This window comes from Pseudomonas sp. MBLB4136 (genome assembly GCF_051904765.1).
GTDB lineage: Bacteria > Pseudomonadota > Gammaproteobacteria > Pseudomonadales > Pseudomonadaceae > Aquipseudomonas.
Window position 1 is genome coordinate 3,644,517 of record NZ_CP196713.1, and the last position, 15,191, is coordinate 3,659,707.

Consider the following 15,191-nt stretch of genomic DNA (forward strand, 5'->3'; position numbering starts at 1 on the left):
GCCATGGCTTTTACCGATCCGTTCATTCGCCGCCCGGTGCTGGCGACCGTGGTCAGCCTGCTGATCGTCCTGCTCGGCCTGCAGGCGTTCAACAAGCTGACCATCCGCCAGTACCCGCACCTGGAAAACGCCCTGATCACGGTGACCACCGCCTACCCCGGGGCCAATGCCGAGACCATCCAGGGCTACATCACCCAACCCCTGCAGCAGAGCCTGGCCAGCGCCGAAGGCATCGACTACATGACCTCGGTGAGCCGGCAGAACCTGTCGATCATCTCCATCTACGCACGCATCGGCGCCGACAGCGACCGCCTGTTCACCGAGCTGCTGGCCAAGGCCAACGAGGTGAAGAACCAGTTGCCCCAGGAGGCCCAGGACCCGGTGCTGAGCAAGGAGGCGGCCGGCGCTTCTGCGCTGATGTACATCAGCTTCTTCAGCGATGAACTGAGCAACCCGCAGATCACCGACTACCTGCAACGGGTGATCCAGCCGAAGCTGGCCACCCTGCCGGGCATGGCCGAGGCGCAGATCCTCGGCAACCAGGTGTTCGCCATGCGCCTGTGGCTCGACCCGCTGAAGATGGCCGCCCACGGCATCACCGCCGCCGACGTCAACAACGCGGTGCGCCAGTACAACTTCCTCGCCGCCGCCGGCGAGGTGAAGGGCCAGTACGTGGTCACCAGCCTCAACGCCGAAACCGACCTGAAGACCCCCGAGGCCTTCGCCGCCATTCCGCTGAAGACCGTCGGCGACAGCCGGGTGCTGCTGCGCGACGTGGCGCGAGTGGAGATGGGCGCGGAGAACTACGACTCGCTCAGCTCCTTCGACGGCATCCCCTCGGTCTATATCGCCATCAAGGGCACGCCCAGCGCCAACCCGCTGGACGTGATCAAGGAGGTGCGCGGCATCCTGCCGGAGCTGGAAACCCAGCTGCCGCCGAATCTCAAGGTGTCGATCGCCTACGACGCCACGCTGTTCATCCAGGCGTCGATCGACGAGGTGCTCAAGACCCTGGGCGAGGCGGTGCTGATCGTCATCGTGGTGGTCTTCCTGTTCCTCGGCGCCTTGCGTTCGGTGCTGATCCCGGTGATCACCATCCCGCTGTCGATGATCGGCGTGCTGTTCTTCATGCAGCTGATGGGCTACTCGATCAACCTGCTGACCCTGCTGGCCATGGTCCTGGCCATCGGCCTGGTGGTGGACGACGCCATCGTCGTGGTGGAGAACATCCACCGGCATATCGAGGAGGGCAAGACGCCCTTCGACGCGGCACTCGAGGGCGCCCGCGAGATCGCCGTGCCGGTGGTGTCGATGACCATCACCCTGGCCGCGGTGTATGCGCCGATCGGCTTCCTCGAGGGCCTGACCGGCGCGCTGTTCAAGGAGTTCGCCCTGACCCTGGCCGGCGCGGTGATCATTTCCGGCATCGTCGCCCTGACCCTGTCGCCGATGATGTGCGCCAAGCTGCTGCGCCACGAGGAGAACCCCAGCGGCCTGGCGCACCGCCTGGACCTGCTGTTCGAGCGCCTCAAGCAGCGCTACCAGCGCGCCCTGCACGGCACCCTCGACACCCGCCCGGTGGTGCTGGTGTTCGCCGTGATCATCCTCTGCCTGATCCCGGTGCTGCTCAAGTTCACCGAGAGCGAGCTGGCCCCGGAGGAGGATCAGGGCATCATCTTCATGATCGCCAACGCCCCGCAGCCGACCAACCTGGACTACCTGAACCAGTACACCGACCCGTTCGTGGCGATCTTCAAGGAGTTCCCCGAGTACTACTCCTCGTTCCAGATCAACGGCTTCAACGGCGTGCAGTCGGGCATCGGCGGCTTCCTGATGACCCCATGGAACGAGCGCGAGCGCACCCAGATGGAGATCCTGCCCGAGGTCCAGGGGCGCCTGGCGCAGATCCCCGGCCTGCAGATCTTCGGCTTCAACCTGCCGTCCCTGCCCGGCACCGGCGAGGGTCTGCCGTTCCAGTTCGTGATCAACACGCCGAACGACTACCAGTCGTTGCTGCAGGTGGCCGAGCGGGTCAAGGCGCGGGCCCTGGCGTCCGGCAAGTTCGCCTTCCTCGACGTCGACCTGGCCTTCGACAAGCCGGAAGTGGTGGTGGAGATCGACCGACAGAAGGCCGCGCAGATGGGCGTGTCCATGCAGGACCTCGGCCTGACCCTGGCCAGCCTGCTCGGCGAGGGCGAGATCAACCGCTTCACCATCGACGGGCGCAGCTACAAGGTGATCGCCCAGGTCGAGCGCGCCTACCGCGACAACCCGGGCTGGCTGGGCAGCTACTACGTCAAGAGCGAAAGCGGGCAGATGCTGCCACTGGCGACCCTGGTCAAGGTCAGCGACCGCGCCCGGCCGACCCAGCTCAACCAGTTCCAGCAGCTCAACTCGGCGATCATCCAGGGCGTGCCGATCGTCAGCATGGGCGAGGCGATCGACACCGTGCGACAGATCATGGCCGAGGAGGCGCCGGCCGGCTTCGCCGCCGACTACGCCGGCGCCGCGCGCCAGTACATTCAGGAGGGCAGCGCCCTGTACGTGACCTTCGGCCTGGCCCTGGCGCTGATCTTCCTGGTGCTGGCCGCGCAGTTCGAGAGCTTCCGCGACCCGCTGGTGATCCTGGTGACCGTGCCGCTGTCGATCTGCGGCGCCCTGGTGCCGCTGTTCCTCGGCTTCTCCAGCATGAACATCTACACCCAGGTGGGTCTGGTGACGCTGATCGGCCTGATCACCAAGCACGGCATCCTGATCGTCGAGTTCGCCAACCAGCTGCGCCGCGACAAGGGCCTGTCGCGCCGCGAAGCGGTGGAGCAGGCCGCGGCGATCCGCCTGCGCCCGGTGCTGATGACCACCGCGGCCATGGTCTTCGGCATGCTGCCGCTGATCCTCGCCAGCGGCGCCGGCGCGGTGAGCCGCTTCGACATCGGCCTGGTGATCGCCACCGGCATGTCGGTCGGCACCCTGTTCACCCTGTTCGTGCTGCCCTGCGTCTACAGCCTGCTGGCCAGGCCTGACCCCGCGCCGAGTCTCGAGCCGGCCCACGCGAGCTGATCCTCGACACAAAAAAAGCCCCGCCAGTGCGGGGCTTTTTTGTGCAGACGCGGACAGCGCCAGGCGCCGCCTCAGCCGCGTGGCGCCAGGCCCTGGGACATGCTGAAGAGGAACAGCAACAGGTCATGATCCGGGCGCGCCGGCGCCACTACCCGCGCCTTGGGCGGTAGGGGGCAGTAGCCCAGCCCGTTATCGGTCAGCACCTCAGGGGTCGGCTCCTGCCAGGCTGCGGCCGCTATCGACGCCACGGCCAGCGCGGCGGCGAGAAACAAACCTCGAGCGATTTCTAGTTTCATCACTGCAACCTCTTGATAGCGCTGCCAAACGCTGTTCGATAACCCTAGACCAGCGCGCACGAACTGCTCGCCCTCGTCGACAAACGGTAGGGATCTGGTCACAGGGCGACCGAGCAGACACGCAAGCAGCGGCGCGCCTGGCGCGCGCCCGCCCTCGCACCAGAGTGCGGCAGCCCAAGCCCAAGGTCCTGCCGCAGAGCCAGCGCCGGCCCGGCGCCTTGCGCAGCCCGGCATGACCAGGCGGAAGACGCGCCGTCGTTGGCCCCATGACCCATCCGGGAAATACCTGCGCGCAAAAAAGAAAACCCCGCGACAAGCGCGGGGTTTTCGTTACAGCTCAGGGTGCCGGGTGGCTTACATCATGCCGCCCATGCCGCCCATGCCACCCATGCCACCCATGTCAGGCATGGCCGGGCCGGCCTTGTCGTCGACCACTTCGGCGATCATCGCTTCGGTGGTGATCATCAGGCTGCCGATGGAAGCGGCGGCCTGCAGCGCGGAACGGGTGACCTTGGCCGGATCGAGGATACCCATCTCGATCATGTCGCCGTACACACCGGTAGCGGCGTTGTAGCCGTAGTTGCCTTCGCCCTGCTTGACCTTGTCGACCACCACGCTCGGCTCGTCACCGGCGTTGGCGACGATCTGGCGCAGCGGCGCTTCGACAGCGCGGCGCAGCAGTGCGATACCGACGTTCTGGTCGTCGTTCTCGCCCTTCAGCTCGGAGATGGCCTGCAGTGCGCGCACCAGGGCCACGCCACCGCCAGGTACCACGCCTTCTTCCACCGCGGCACGGGTAGCGTGCAGGGCGTCTTCGACGCGGGCCTTCTTCTCTTTCATCTCGACTTCGGTACCGGCGCCGACCTTGATCACCGCAACACCGCCGGCCAGCTTGGCCAGACGCTCTTGCAGCTTCTCCTTGTCGTAATCGGAAGTGGTGTCTTCGACCTGCTTGCGGATCTGCGCCACGCGGGCTTCGATATCCGCCTGCTGGCCGGCACCGTCGATGATGGTGGTGTTTTCCTTGCTCAGGACCACGCGCTTGGCGTTACCCAGGTGCTCCAGGGTGGCGCCTTCCAGGCTCAGGCCGACTTCTTCGCTGATCACGGTACCGCCGGTGAGGATGGCGATGTCCTGCAGCATGGCCTTGCGACGATCGCCGAAGCCCGGTGCCTTGACGGCAGCGACCTTGACGATACCGCGCATGTTGTTGACCACCAGGGTGGCCAGCGCTTCGCCTTCGACGTCTTCGGCGACGATCAGCAGCGGACGACCGGCCTTGGCGACGGCTTCCAGCACCGGCAGCATTTCGCGGATGTTGGAGATCTTCTTGTCGACCAGCAGGATCAGCGGGGTTTCCAGTTCGGCAACCATGGTGTCCGGCTTGTTGATGAAGTACGGCGACAGGTAGCCGCGGTCGAACTGCATGCCTTCTACGACCGACAGTTCGTTCTCCAGGCCCGAGCCTTCTTCAACGGTGATCACGCCTTCCTTGCCGACTTTTTCCATGGCTTCGGCGATGATGTCGCCGATGGAGGTGTCGGAGTTGGCGGAGATGGTGCCGACCTGAGCGATGGCCTTGCTGTCAGCGCACGGCTTGGACAGTTCCTTCAGCTCCTTGACGATGGCGATGGTGGCCTTGTCGATACCACGCTTGAGGTCCATCGGGTTCATGCCGGCGGCGACGGCCTTCAGGCCTTCGTTGACGATGGCCTGAGCCAACACGGTAGCGGTGGTGGTGCCGTCACCGGCCTCGTCGTTGGCCTTGGACGCGACGTCCTTGACCAGCTGCGCGCCCATGTTCTCGAAGCGATCCTTCAGCTCGATTTCCTTGGCGACGGAAACGCCGTCCTTGGTGATGGTCGGAGCACCGAAGCTCTTCTCCAGCACCACGTTGCGGCCCTTCGGGCCGAGGGTGGCCTTGACCGCGTCGGCCAGGACGTTGACGCCGGCGAGCATCTTCTTGCGGGCGGAATCGCCGAATTTGACTTCTTTAGCTGCCATGGTGATTGATCCTCAATTCTTGACGGTTAAACGGAGATTCGCGGGAATCAGGCTTCGATGACGGCGAGAATCTCGCTCTCGCCCATCACCAGCAGGTCTTCGCCGTCGACCTTGATGGTGTTGCTGCCGGAGTACGGGCCGAACACCACCTTGTCACCGACCTTGACGGCCAGCGCACGGACTTCGCCGTTGTCCAGCACGCGACCGGTGCCGACGGCGACGATCTCGCCCTGGTTCGGCTTCTCGGCAGCGGAACCCGGCAGCACGATGCCGCCCGCGGTCTTGGTTTCTTCTTCGCTGCGACGGATCACGACGCGGTCATGCAGAGGACGAAGCTTCATTGTCGATCTCTCCCAATTGGTTGTTTACATCGGCCGGTGCCTTCACCGGCGGGTTAGCAAAGTCCGGCGGTGCCGGTTGCGCTGCGGAGCAACATGGATGGTTGATCACTTGATCGCCCACCCGTGGCGCTCGGCACAACGCTGAAATCTGTTCTGCCGTTGTCGACAGAAAACCTTGCGGTGACCGCTACATAAGGGCGTGCAAGGGTATTTCAAGGGGCGTCACTGAAAAAAATATGCTTTCCGGGCCCTTTTTCACCGGGCCGACGGACGCCGGCCCGGTGCGCGCTCATGGGCGCGCCAGCGAAACGCTCGCGCGCTAGTCGCGCCGCTCGTATTCGCCTTCCAGCACGTTGGGCCGGGCCGCACCCGGACGGGCCTGCCCGGCGCGGGCCGCCAGGTCGTCGGCGAAGGCGCGCTGGCGCATGGCCTGCTCGGCGGCCCGTTGGCGCAGCTTGGCGACCAGCAGGCGGCGGGTGAAGGGGATCAGGCAGACCACGCCGAAGATATCGCTGATAAAGCCCGGCAGCAGCAGCAGGCCGCCGCCGACGGCGATCAGCAGGCCCTCGAGCATCTCCTGCTCGGGCAGCTCGCCGCGGGCCAGCTTCTCGCGGGCGCGCCAGGCGGTGGCGACGCCGGCGACGCGCAGCAGCACGCTGCCGAGGATCGCGGTGGCAATCACCAGCAGCAGGGTCGGCAGCACGCCGATGGCGCCGCCGACCTTGATCAGCAGTGCCAGCTCAATGATCGGGAACAACAGGAACAACAACAGGAAAACGCGCATCAAGGGTTCCTTAACGGAAGAACAGCTTCCAATAACACTGAGATATGGGATATCGCCGGCAATTCAAGGCGAAACCACGCCGTCGGTCGGCCAGACTTCGGCGCGAGCCAGTTGCACCAGGGCCTGGCGCACCGCGCCCGGGCTGTCGCAGGGCGCCGGAAAGGCCAGCCAGTGGAGGCCCTGGCCGATGCGCAGGTGGAAGCCCTCGCTGTCGATGCCCACCAGCTCGGCCGGCGCCCGGGTCGGCAAGCCGGCCAATTCGACGTAATGGGCGATGGCGGCGGCGTGATCGCGGTTCATGTGCTCGAGCATGCCCTGCTCCACTTCGCCGGCGAAGGGATTGGCCAGCGCCACCTGATCCAGCCAGTGGATGGCGCCGAAGCCGCCGATGTAGCGCCAGCGCACCGGCGCCAGCACCCAGAAATCGAAGTCATGGCTGCGGTGGTAGTTGCGCGCATCCGGGAAGTAGCGGTAGTAGCGCTCGGCGGCGGCCTCGATCGCCTGCTGGTCACACAATTGTCGTGCTTCGGCGAGCAGAGTGAGGCGACCGACCGCCTGCACATCCTCGGCGCCACGCTCGCCGACCAGCAGCGAGCACTTGGCGTCCTGCCCGAGGTTGTGGGTGTGCTGGGCGATGCGGCTGATGAGGATCAACGGCTGGCCGGCGGCGTCCAGGCAATAGGGCACCACCGATCCGAAAGGGAAGCCCGGCATGGCTTTGGAGTGGGTGGAGAGCACCCCGCGGTATTCCTTGAGTAGCAATTCTCGGGCATGCTTGCCGGCTTTCACGCTCACCTTATGACTCCTCGTAAAGAATCCGTCACTAACGGACAGGCGCCCAGAATAGCGGTTAGCGGGTGCCAGCGGGGCAAATGCAGTACCTTGAGGGGATAACGCGATGCAACTCAAAGACAAAGTCATCATCATCACCGGCGGTTGCCAGGGCCTGGGCCGCGCCATGGGCGAATACCTGGCGGCCAGGGGCGCCAAACTGGCGCTGGTCGACCTGAACCCGGAGAAGCTCGAGGAAGCCGTGCGGGCCTGCCAGGCCGCCGGCGTCGAAGCCCGCGCCTATATCTGCAACGTTGCCGACGAGGAGCAGGTCACCCACATGGTCGCCCGGGTCGCCGAGGACTTTGGCGCGATCCACGGCCTGGTGAACAACGCCGGGATCCTCCGTGATGGCCTGACCCTCAAGGTCAAGGACGGCGAGATCAGCAAGATGAGCCTGGCCCAGTGGCAGGCGGTGATCGACGTCAACCTGACCGGGGTGTTCCTCTGCACCCGCGAGGTGGCGGCGAAGATGATCGAGCTGCAGAACCAGGGGGCGATCATCAACATCTCCTCGATCTCCCGCGCGGGCAACATGGGCCAGGCCAACTATTCCGCGGCCAAGGCCGGCGTCGCCGCCGACACCGTGGTCTGGGCCAAGGAACTGGCGCGCTACGGCATCCGCGTCGCCGGCGTGGCGCCGGGTTTCATCGAGACCGAGATGACTCTGGGCATGAAGCCCGAGGCCCTGGACAAGATGACCGCCGGGATTCCGCTGCGGCGCATGGGCAAACCGGCCGAGATCGCCCATTCGGTGGCCTATATCCTGGAGAACGACTACTACACCGGGCGCATCCTCGAACTGGACGGCGGCCTGCGCCTGTAAGCGCGTCCCGCCACCTTTAAAGAGCCCCGCTTCTGCGGGGCTCTTTGCTATCGGCGAGACCAGCGGCTGCGTGCCGGACGGGCTACCAGCCGACGCCGAAGCCGAGGCTGTAGTGGGTTTCGTCCAGCTCGCCCTCGGCGCCGCTGACCAGGTCCTTCTCCGCCTTCATGTGCAGCGAGGCCCAGTCGGTGACCTTGTAGCGCAGGCCCACCTCGGCATCCAGGGTGTAGTCGGCGACATTGGCCAGGGGCTTGCCAAGCTCGCCGCTGCTGAACACCTCGACGGTCTTGCCCACCACGTAGCGGTTGTAGTCCCACTTGGTGCTCAGGGCATAGAAGCTCTCTTCCTGCCCGTCGGCGAAGCGGTAGTCGCTGCGGTTGAGCAGGCCGGCCACCGAGAAGGCGCCCAGCTCGTTGTCCCAGAACTGGTAGCCGGGGCCGGTACCGAGGGTGCGCTGGCGCTCCAGCTCCTCGATCTGATCGTGCTTGTATTCCAGCCGTCCCTGCCAGAACCAGTGCTCGTCGAGGAAGCGATCCAGGGCGTACTCGGCGCTCCAGTTATCGGTGGACACCACGTCGTCCTGGTACTGGCGGTTGTAGCCGGCTTCCGCGTTGTGCCGCCACAGACCATGGCGCGCCTTGGTCTTCAGGTCGATGTCGTAGTCGTCACTGTCGGCCTCGCCACGCTTGTAGTCCAAGGCCGCGTCGAGATTGCCCTTCCAGGTCAGATCTTCGACCAGCGGCTTGGGCTTGAGGATCTGCTGAATGCTGGCCAGCTCGATGGTGCGCGGCGCCTCGCCATTGGCCACGACGACCTTGCCCGGCTCGGCGGCCTGCAGGGACTTGGCGCGTTCGCCGCTCACCGCGCTTTCCTTGATCAGCAACTCCTGGTCACTGTCCAGGGTGGCGACCTGGTCCCAGTCCAGGGCGATGGCGCCGCCGTACTCGGTTTTCAGCAGCAACTTGGCGCCGTCGAAGAACTTGATCTCGCCCGTCAGGCGATCGCCGTTCTTCAACCACACGGTGTCGGCCAGCAGCGGGGTTGTGGCCAGGGAAAGGGCCAGGCACAGCAGGGTTTTCGAATACATGAAAAAGACCGAGTATTGCTCAGGTTCGCAAAGGGCCGAGCATTATCCGCGGGCTCGGCGACTGAGCAAGAACTGACCGACGAAAGCCACGCGAGTTCCGCCAAGGCACCCCAGGCACGCCCATGAGCCCTACCAACGACATGGACATCAAACAGGACCCAGATTCGCCCAGCGCCCGGCGCGAGGCCCTGTACCTGACGCTGGCGCAGGTGCCGCCCGGCAGGGTGGTGAGCTACGGCCAGCTGGCGCAACTGGCCGGGCTCGGCCGCGCGGCGCGCTGGGTCGGCCGCGTACTCGGCCAGCTGCCGCAGGGCAGTGCCCTGCCCTGGCACCGGGTGATCGCCGCCGGCGGCCGCCTGAGCCTGCCGGCGGGCAGTCCGTCGGGCGCCGAACAACGGGCGCGACTGCGTGCAGAAGGCGTGCTTATCCAGCATGATCGAGTGGATATCCGACGGCATGGCTGGCGCCCGATGGAGCACAGCGGTTAGAGTGCGGCCTTTGTCAGGTCATCCCAGGCTGAAACCCGCCCAATGCCTCGTAAAAGCTGGCGCGATGCCATCGCCGCCTATTCCAGCCCCTCCACGCTGGTACTCCTGCTCCTCGGCTTCGCCGCCGGTCTGCCCTACATGCTGGTGTTCTCGACCCTGTCAGTCTGGCTGCGCGAAGCCGGCGTGGCCCGCGAGACCATCGGCTTCGCCAGCCTCATCGGCCTGGCCTATGCCTTCAAATGGGTGTGGTCACCGCTGCTCGACCAGTGGCGCCTGCCATTGCTCGGGCGCATGGGGCGGCGCCGCTCCTGGCTGGTGCTGTCGCAGGTACTGATTGCCTGCGGCCTGGCCGGCATGGCGCTGTGCGACCCGCAGACCCACCTGACCTGGCTGATCGCCCTGGCTGTGCTGGTGGCCTTCGCCTCCGCCACCCAGGACATCGCCATCGACGCCTACCGCCTGGAGATCGTCGAGCAGACCCGCCAGGCGGCGCTCGCCGCCAGCTACATGGCCGGCTACCGGATCGCCGCGCTGCTCGCCACCGCGGGCGCCCTGTATTTCGCCGAGGGCTTCGGCTCTACCGTGCTGAGCTATCAGCACAGCGCCTGGGCCGGCACCTACCTGGTATTCGCCCTGCTGATGCTGCCGGGGCTGCTGACCAGCCTCTGGATGCGTGAGCCGGCGGTGCCGCTGAAGACCCAGTTGGCGGCGGCACGTTATGGCTTCACCCATCAGATGGTCTCGGTACTGGTCCTGATAGTCCTGCTGGTCTCGGTGCCGGCGATGTTCACCCAGCTCTACCACACCGACTTCGCCAGCCTGGTGCGCGGCGAGGCGAGCCTGCTCGACCTGCTGCTCACCGATCGCGCTTTTCTGCGCGCCCTGCTCTACACCATCCTCACTGCCCTGTGCCTGTCGACCATGGGCCGTCGCGGCCTGGCGCCGGTGCTGACCCCGGTCAACGATTTCATCGTGCGCTATCGCTGGCAGGCCTTGCTGCTGCTCGGGCTGATCGCCACCTACCGCATGTCCGACACGGTGATGGGGGTGATGGCCAACGTCTTCTATATCGACCAGGGCTTCACCAAGGATCAGATCGCCAGCGTCAGCAAGCTGTTCGGCCTGGTCATGACCCTGCTCGGTGCCGGCATCGGCGGCCTGCTGATCGTGCGTTTCGGCATCCTGCCGATCCTGTTCATCGGCGGCGCGGCCTCGGCGGCGACCAATCTGCTGTTTCTCCTGCTCGCCGACATGGGCCCGCACCTGCAGATGCTGATCGTGACCATCTGCGCCGACAACTTCAGCGCCGGCCTGGCCACGGCCGCGTTCGTCGCCTACCTGTCGAGCCTGACCAACCTGAAATTCTCCGCCACCCAGTACGCCCTGCTCAGCTCGATCATGCTGCTGCTGCCGCGCCTGATTGGCGGCTACTCCGGGGTGATGGTGGAGAAGCTCGGCTACGCCCAGTTCTTCCTCGCCACTGCCCTGCTGGGGATCCCCACGCTGATCCTGATCGCCCTGCAATGGCGACGCGAGGGACCCCAGGCCAACGGCTCGGCACCGGCCGCGCCACCCGAGCAGGCCTGAGCGGACAACCGCCGGCGGCCTCGCCACGCGAATGCGCGCTGCGGCCGCGCAGCACGTTATAGGTACGGGGCTTGCATTCACTCCCAGGCTATCGTGCGCGGGCCTTGTGCCCGCCTGCCGGACCGAGCGCCCCGGCACGGCTGCGCCGCATCCAGGCCAACCGCCCCTAGCCGGCGGCTGGCGACAGTCACAGGCCCCGCGCCGGGAGGCTGCCGAATCGGCCAGCACCGCGCACTCGATACATCCACGCAACACCAACGGACGCCGCATCCGTGCAGGATGGTAACCCCTACCGTTACCCCCCGGTCGCGCTCCACCCATTGAGAGGTAGCACCGAGGTCGGCCCCTGGCGGTCGGCCCGCTCACAAGTCTTGAGAATAAGGCCGCACATGAAGACAGACGCAGACCCAACCGGAATCGCCACGAGCGGTACCCTCGACAGCTGGTGGCAATTGCAGGGCGACTGGGTAGAACCGCCCAACGAGCGGCGCGGTGGAACCAGCGGCGTACAGCGCATTCGCGACGAGCGGGGCCGCCTGCTGTATGCCAAGCGCCAGACCGGGCACATCTACCGCAGCCTGCGCCATCCCTTCGGTCGCCCGACCGTGCTGCGCGAGCGCGATGCCCTGCTCGGTGCACAACGGGCGGGGGTCAGGGTTCCGGAGATCGTCTACTGTGCGGCCGAACAGGATCAGCAAGGCTGGCGCGGCCTGCTGGTCACCGCCGCACTGGAGGGATTCCAGCCGCTCGATGACTGGTATGCCGAGGGTGGCCGCGAGCGCCACGGTGAGCGCCTGCATGACGAGCTGCTGGTGCAGGTCGCCAGGAACCTGGCCCAGCTGCACCGGGCACGCTGGCAGCACAGCTGCATCTATATCAAGCACATCTTCGTCAGGGTCTGCGGCGCAGGCGAGGCGGCGCGCGCGGAAGTGGCGCTGCTCGACCTGGAGAAGTGCCGCCGGCGACTGACGCCGGCCCAGGCGGCCCGCCACGACATGCAGCAGCTCCGACGCCACTCCTCGTGGAATGACGCAGACTGGCGCCGGCTGATCGAGGCCTATCGCGCGGCCTTTGGCAGCGAACTCAGGGGCTTGCCGGCCTAGGGAAGGTCTGAAGTAGCCCGGTATTCCCCGCCGACTTCATCCTCAGCTGATTTTGAAAGCGGGCAGTCGATCAAAGTCGGTCAGATAGCCCACTCATTTCTCCGTTCTTGGCCGTCGCGAGCACCTCGCGGCAGCCATTTCCCACATTACGGGCGCACCTCTCCTGAGCTCGCCAGCAAATGTCGACGTGCCATCCACAGGTTCGACAGTGCGAATAGCGTTACCAGTTGCGCGGTGTTCTTCGCCATTCCACGGAAGCGCACCTTCACGCCGCCGAAGTGGCGCTTGATCACCCGGAATGGCTGCTCGACCTTGGCGCGAATCTGGGCCTTGGCCTTTTCGACCTTGCGCTTGGCTTTGTAGAGTGGATTGTTCTTGCCCAGCTTTTTGTAGGTACTACGGCGCGCCGCGACCTGCCAGATCACGTTCCGGCCAGCGTGCTCGGCGCGCTTTTCAACTCCTGTGTCCCTAGCCGAAATGTACTCGGCTAACTGATCGTACCGCCTGACTGTCGGATATCGACCGGCGTACTCAGTGCCGCGGCAATCGAGATCTCAAGCCCCCGTACAATGGTATCCACCGCCATGCTGGGCTGCGCCCCGAGACGGGCCGCCTGCTCCGGTAGGTACGGAATGTGAACAAAGCCACCGCGTGCCGCACTGCCCGATTCGGCCAGAAAATGCATCAAGCCATAAAACAGGTGGTTGCAGACGAAGGTACCCGCCGAGCTTGAGACTGCGGCAGGAATCCCCTGCTGACGCATGGCTGCGACCATGGCCTTGATCGGCAGAGTGCTCAGGTAAGCAAGCGGCGCGCCTTCGGCGACCGGTTCGTCAATCGGCTGGAAACCACCGTTGTCGGGAATCCTGAAATCATCAACATTGATAGCAACCCGCTCCGGTGTGATTTCAAGTCGCCCGCCAGCTTGGCCAATCGCCAGAACAAGGACCGGATCGGTTTCATGGATATGCTTTTCAATTGCGCTGCACGATTCAAAGCGAGTGACTGGAAGCTCCCGGGTGAAGATCCGGTGGTTTGCAATGGTGCGCCCTTCCATGCGCTTAATGGCCTCCAGCGCCGGATTAATAGGATCTCCGCCAAACGGACCGAAGCCTGTTATCAGTACATTACGCATGCTTATTCACTCCGTTTTCTATTACTTCCCTGGGAAGGCCAGAAAATACATAAGACCGATATTAATTAGCAGCATCAGCAACGCGGTCAGCCCCTGGGCCTTGATCACGCCACTTTTATCCTCCATCTCAAGCAGTGCCGCCGGTACTACGTTGAAGTTTGCCGCCATCGGCGTCATCAGTGTTCCGGAATAGCCGCACAACATGGCGATGACACCTGCGATCGCAGGGTCGGCACCGTGCATATTGATCACAAGGGGGATTCCGATGCCGGTAGTAATTACCGCAAACGCGGCAAACGCATTGCCCATGATCATGGTAAATAGCGTCATTCCTACGCAGTAGGCAATAACTGTGGCCAGACGAAGATCCACCGGAACCACGCCGGAAACGAGCTCTGCCACGACGTTACCGACTCCGGCCTTGTCAAAAAGAAAACCGAGTGCAGCGAGAAATTGCGACAGGATGATTGCCCAGCCGATGGCATCAAGCAAACGCCGCCCCTCTTGAAAAGCTTGGAACGGTAACGTACGAGTCATCATGAAGGTAATCAGCAGAGCGACCAGAGAACCAATACCGAGGCCGACGAGGGCTCCCATTTCGGGGACTAACCAAGCCACCAAAAAAGTAACTAGGGGCACGAGCAGGGCTGGTCCGAATAGCCAGAAACCGAACCTGTCGGCCAGCTTGCGCCGGAACTCTGCCGTTGCACTGAAGTACTCGCCGACGCCCATCCACTTGACACTGGCGATCAGGGCCATCACGACAACTATGCCACCGACTGCCGCAGGTGGCATTTGTTGGCCCCAGATGAATGAAACGCCATACAGGCCCCAGAAAATTACAGTCCCCCACTTGACCATGCCGGACAACTTTGAATCGAGCAGCGCCAATAGAGTAAAAGCAAGCAGGAAGACGCCAGTTGTGGCGTAAATATGCTCCAGAGTGATCATAATGCTTGCTCACATCCCTGGTTTATTTCTGTGCCGCGAATGGCACGGTCAAGTAGAAGGAAACGAATCAGCCCGATGCTTGCTGCGGCAAGCGCTGTCGGAATGGCATAGGCCGCCATCTCAACCAGATCAACTTTATAACCAGCGTTTTCAAGTACGCCCTTGATGAGCAGCAAGCCTCCGGCAGCCGGGAACATGAGCTGGCCGAAGAAATTTCCATAGTTTTCTGAAGAGGCCGACATGCCACGAATGCGATCAAGCCAGGCCGGACTGGTGGCGCCGCCCTTGGCGGCTGCGGCTTCAGTCATCGGGGCAATGATCGGGCGAATGAAGCTGGGGTGGCCACCGATGTTCAAACCCAGGCCTCCCGTGACCTGACGAAATATCTGGTAGGCGAACATGACCCGTCCTGCAGTCAGCGTGCGCATGCTCCGAATAAGATCTTCAGCCTTTTCGCGCAGGCCGCAGCGTTCCAGTACGCCAATGACCGGCAGCACCAGAATCAGCAGTGACATGTAGCGGTTAGTGACAAAGGCCTGCCCGATGGCTGCCAGAATATCCAGCGGCGACATTCCGGCGACCAGTCCCGTGGAGAAACCTGCGGTCAAGACAACAAGTAGCGGGTTGAAACGCATCACGAGTCCGACGATGACAATTACAATACCAATCAGTGTTAACACAATGACACCTCCTTAGAATTA

The 15,191-nt window shown here is 64.2% G+C and carries 14 protein-coding genes and 1 pseudogene; 5 read left to right on the plus strand and 10 right to left on the minus strand.

What is annotated here, in order from left to right:
- Positions 1-3: 3 nt before the first annotated feature.
- Positions 4-3,057, plus strand: coding sequence for a multidrug efflux RND transporter permease subunit (locus ACSX1D_RS16550; RefSeq protein ID WP_439859547.1), 3,054 nt, complete (start codon positions 4-6; stop codon positions 3,055-3,057).
- Between the two features lie 71 nt (positions 3,058-3,128).
- On the opposite strand, the gene ACSX1D_RS16555 is transcribed toward ACSX1D_RS16550, so the two are convergent.
- From ACSX1D_RS16555 to ACSX1D_RS16575, 5 genes are all read right to left on the minus strand, one after another.
- Entirely contained in the window at positions 3,129-3,353 is a 225-nt protein-coding gene (locus ACSX1D_RS16555; RefSeq protein ID WP_439859548.1) for a hypothetical protein, read from the minus strand.
- Between the two features lie 354 nt (positions 3,354-3,707).
- On the minus strand, positions 3,708-5,357 hold the full coding sequence (groL, locus tag ACSX1D_RS16560; RefSeq protein WP_439859549.1) for a chaperonin GroEL: 1,650 nt from the start codon (positions 5,355-5,357) through the stop codon (positions 3,708-3,710).
- Positions 5,358-5,404: 47 nt separating this feature from the next.
- Positions 5,405-5,698, minus strand: a complete 294-nt coding sequence (locus ACSX1D_RS16565) for a co-chaperone GroES (protein ID WP_160343741.1) — start codon at positions 5,696-5,698, stop codon at positions 5,405-5,407.
- A 319-nt stretch (positions 5,699-6,017) separates the two neighbouring features.
- Positions 6,018-6,482, minus strand: a complete 465-nt coding sequence (locus tag ACSX1D_RS16570; protein ID WP_439859550.1) for an FxsA family protein — start codon at positions 6,480-6,482, stop codon at positions 6,018-6,020.
- Between the two features lie 63 nt (positions 6,483-6,545).
- Entirely contained in the window at positions 6,546-7,277 is a 732-nt protein-coding gene (locus ACSX1D_RS16575) for a HugZ family protein (RefSeq protein ID WP_439859551.1), read from the minus strand.
- Positions 7,278-7,380: 103 nt separating this feature from the next.
- Between ACSX1D_RS16575 and ACSX1D_RS16580 the strand changes: the two genes are divergently transcribed.
- Positions 7,381-8,139 carry an SDR family oxidoreductase gene (locus ACSX1D_RS16580; RefSeq protein ID WP_439859552.1) on the plus strand — a complete coding sequence of 253 codons (759 nt, stop codon included), beginning with the start codon at positions 7,381-7,383 and terminating at the stop codon, positions 8,137-8,139.
- A gap of 82 nt (positions 8,140-8,221) precedes the next feature.
- On the opposite strand, the gene ACSX1D_RS16585 is transcribed toward ACSX1D_RS16580, so the two are convergent.
- On the minus strand, positions 8,222-9,226 hold the full coding sequence (locus ACSX1D_RS16585) for a DUF481 domain-containing protein (RefSeq protein ID WP_439859553.1): 1,005 nt from the start codon (positions 9,224-9,226) through the stop codon (positions 8,222-8,224).
- Between the two features lie 122 nt (positions 9,227-9,348).
- On the opposite strand from ACSX1D_RS16585, the gene ACSX1D_RS16590 reads away from it, so the two are divergent.
- The 3 genes from ACSX1D_RS16590 (at position 9,349) to ACSX1D_RS16600 (ending at position 12,404) form a co-directional block, all read left to right on the plus strand.
- Positions 9,349-9,714 (plus strand): MGMT family protein, encoded by a 366-nt coding sequence (locus ACSX1D_RS16590; RefSeq protein ID WP_439859554.1) that lies wholly within the window; start codon positions 9,349-9,351, stop codon positions 9,712-9,714.
- A 42-nt stretch (positions 9,715-9,756) separates the two neighbouring features.
- Entirely contained in the window at positions 9,757-11,301 is a 1,545-nt protein-coding gene (locus tag ACSX1D_RS16595; RefSeq protein WP_439859555.1) for an AmpG family muropeptide MFS transporter, read from the plus strand.
- A 389-nt stretch (positions 11,302-11,690) separates the two neighbouring features.
- On the plus strand, positions 11,691-12,404 hold the full coding sequence (locus ACSX1D_RS16600) for a lipopolysaccharide kinase InaA family protein (protein ID WP_439859556.1): 714 nt from the start codon (positions 11,691-11,693) through the stop codon (positions 12,402-12,404).
- Positions 12,405-12,550: 146 nt separating this feature from the next.
- On the opposite strand, the pseudogene ACSX1D_RS16605 reads toward ACSX1D_RS16600, so the two are convergent.
- The 4 genes and pseudogenes from ACSX1D_RS16605 to ACSX1D_RS16620 form a co-directional block, all read right to left on the minus strand.
- Positions 12,551-12,868 (minus strand): annotated as a pseudogene (locus ACSX1D_RS16605) (transposase); the annotation flags it as partial.
- A 23-nt stretch (positions 12,869-12,891) separates the two neighbouring features.
- A complete protein-coding gene (gene pcp, locus ACSX1D_RS16610; RefSeq protein ID WP_439859557.1) occupies positions 12,892-13,539 on the minus strand; it encodes a pyroglutamyl-peptidase I in 648 nt (215 codons plus the stop codon).
- 21 nt (positions 13,540-13,560) lie between these two features.
- Positions 13,561-14,490: a DUF979 domain-containing protein gene (locus ACSX1D_RS16615; RefSeq protein ID WP_439859558.1), complete on the minus strand. Its 930-nt coding sequence runs from the start codon at positions 14,488-14,490 to the stop codon at positions 13,561-13,563.
- The gene (locus ACSX1D_RS16620) at positions 14,487-15,170 is read right to left on the minus strand and encodes a DUF969 domain-containing protein (RefSeq protein ID WP_439859559.1); all 684 of its coding nucleotides are present in this window, start codon (positions 15,168-15,170) and stop codon (positions 14,487-14,489) included. The genes ACSX1D_RS16615 and ACSX1D_RS16620 overlap by 4 nt, the downstream gene beginning before the upstream one ends.
- Positions 15,171-15,191 lie beyond the last annotated feature (21 nt).

Coding starts and splice junctions, on each gene's coding strand:
- ACSX1D_RS16550 (WP_439859547.1), top strand. CDS start 4: ATGGCTTTTACCGATCCGTTCATTCGCCGCCCGGTGCTGGCGACCGTG.
- ACSX1D_RS16555 (WP_439859548.1), bottom strand. CDS start 3,353: ATGAAACTAGAAATCGCTCGAGGTTTGTTTCTCGCCGCCGCGCTGGCC.
- groL (WP_439859549.1), bottom strand. CDS start 5,357: ATGGCAGCTAAAGAAGTCAAATTCGGCGATTCCGCCCGCAAGAAGATG.
- ACSX1D_RS16565 (WP_160343741.1), bottom strand. CDS start 5,698: ATGAAGCTTCGTCCTCTGCATGACCGCGTCGTGATCCGTCGCAGCGAA.
- ACSX1D_RS16570 (WP_439859550.1), bottom strand. CDS start 6,482: ATGCGCGTTTTCCTGTTGTTGTTCCTGTTGTTCCCGATCATTGAGCTG.
- ACSX1D_RS16580 (WP_439859552.1), top strand. CDS start 7,381: ATGCAACTCAAAGACAAAGTCATCATCATCACCGGCGGTTGCCAGGGC.
- ACSX1D_RS16585 (WP_439859553.1), bottom strand. CDS start 9,226: ATGTATTCGAAAACCCTGCTGTGCCTGGCCCTTTCCCTGGCCACAACC.
- ACSX1D_RS16590 (WP_439859554.1), top strand. CDS start 9,349: ATGAGCCCTACCAACGACATGGACATCAAACAGGACCCAGATTCGCCC.
- ACSX1D_RS16595 (WP_439859555.1), top strand. CDS start 9,757: ATGCCTCGTAAAAGCTGGCGCGATGCCATCGCCGCCTATTCCAGCCCC.
- ACSX1D_RS16600 (WP_439859556.1), top strand. CDS start 11,691: ATGAAGACAGACGCAGACCCAACCGGAATCGCCACGAGCGGTACCCTC.
- pcp (WP_439859557.1), bottom strand. CDS start 13,539: ATGCGTAATGTACTGATAACAGGCTTCGGTCCGTTTGGCGGAGATCCT.
- ACSX1D_RS16615 (WP_439859558.1), bottom strand. CDS start 14,490: ATGATCACTCTGGAGCATATTTACGCCACAACTGGCGTCTTCCTGCTT.